Source organism: Nocardia otitidiscaviarum NBRC 14405 (assembly GCF_000308635.1).
GTDB classification, from domain to species: Bacteria; Actinomycetota; Actinomycetes; order Mycobacteriales; family Mycobacteriaceae; genus Nocardia; species Nocardia otitidiscaviarum.
Window position 1 is genome coordinate 1 of the sequence record NZ_BAGD01000253.1, and the last position, 1,342, is coordinate 1,342.

Here is a 1,342-nt window from a genome sequence, read left to right on the forward strand (position 1 = left end):
TTTGACGCGCTGCAAGTCGGGCGGCCCGCAGATTTCGGGGGCACGAAAAAACCGCCGTGACCGTTTTTGGGGTGCCCTGGTCAGCAGCGGTTTCTAGTCCAGAGGTTAGCGACCAGGCGGTTTGCTGGCAACCCATTGACGGCGTGCGGCGCGTCGCACCCCGACGACATTCGTTGCACTGCGCCGCTCTATCGCTGCATAATGATACGCAAGTGAGGTGGTCGGCGGAGCAAGGGCACGCCCTCGAGGTCAGAAACTCCGCCGACCAGCACATCGACCCACAGTGAAGGAGTCCGCACCATGGTATCGCGCCTGATTGCCCCCGAGATCGCCGAGAAATACGGCCGCAGCCTGGTAACTGTCCGGCGTTGGATGGCCACCGATGAATGGCCGGCGGCGACCGGGAAGCGCGGGCGCTGGCTGGAATTTGATTCCGACGCAGTCGATTCGGCGTACCGCGAGCATTTCGGCCGGGATACGGCAACTCATGGCGACCCGAACGAGCTGCTCGATCCGGCCGGGATCGCCGAGCACACCGGGCTCGCGGCGGGCACGGTGCGCGCCGATATCAGCCGCGGGCGATTCGGCGAGCCGGACGACGATTCGAACGGCGTGAAGCGCTGGAAGCGCTCGACGATTGACGCCAGGATGGCGAGTCGTCGGCCGCGGCGTCGCGCTGAGTGAGTTCCGTTGCAGCACTCGGAATTACCCTCATCCAAGTGTTGCTTAATGATGCTCGATTGCTGTATAGTAATAGATGTCAGAGGGAGTCAGAACCCGAAGACAAGTACATCGAAAACTACACAGCAGACAGGAGAGCGAAATGCTCGACGATCGGTTTCTCGAGGCGTACATGATCCTCCGGAAGTGCCTGCTTCTCAGGCTCGAACTTCCCTACGATCTGCCCGAACTCCACGAGCCCGAGCGGATCGGAAGCCACTACCGGGCCGTGATCGACGCCTACAACGTCCTTCCCGAACTCCCCGGCAACGAGGATGTGAAGTACTTCCTCGGCGAGATGATCCTCAAGTGGCTCACCGGAATCGAGATGTACCGCAGGTACAACCGGGAAGGATCGGCCTGGTACCGCGAGGCGGCCGACATGATGCTCACAGCGTTCGAATCGACGTGGGGCATCCTGGACAACCTCGAGTGACAGCAAGCCCCTCGGGACGGTGAAACCCACCGCCCCGAGGGGCTTCTCTCATTTCCGGGGGTCGAATTTGAGCCGGAAGTCGTGCAGCCCGTTCGCGTCCCCGGTCGCGAGGAACTCGCGGCCGACCACTTCCCCGGCCGGGATACCGGCGTCGCGGGCGATCTCGGCAATCGAGAGCAACGCCGG

General features: G+C 62.7%; 2 protein-coding genes. Both read left to right on the plus strand.

All coding sequences use genetic code 11. The features are described 5' to 3' along the window. Positions 1–300 precede the first annotated feature (300 nt). On the plus strand, positions 301–684 hold the full coding sequence (locus ON31_RS29575) for a hypothetical protein (RefSeq protein ID WP_039818381.1): 384 nt from the start codon (positions 301–303) through the stop codon (positions 682–684). Between the two features lie 139 nt (positions 685–823). Next, a complete protein-coding gene (locus ON31_RS29580; RefSeq protein WP_039818382.1) occupies positions 824–1,156 on the plus strand; it encodes a hypothetical protein in 333 nt (110 codons plus the stop codon). The last annotated feature ends 186 nt before the right edge of the window (positions 1,157–1,342 follow it).

Excerpts from the sequence above, each read along its gene's own strand:
- ON31_RS29575 (WP_039818381.1), top strand. The coding sequence starts at position 301 with ATGGTATCGCGCCTGATTGCCCCCGAGATCGCCGAGAAATACGGCCGC.
- ON31_RS29580 (WP_039818382.1), top strand. The coding sequence starts at position 824 with ATGCTCGACGATCGGTTTCTCGAGGCGTACATGATCCTCCGGAAGTGC.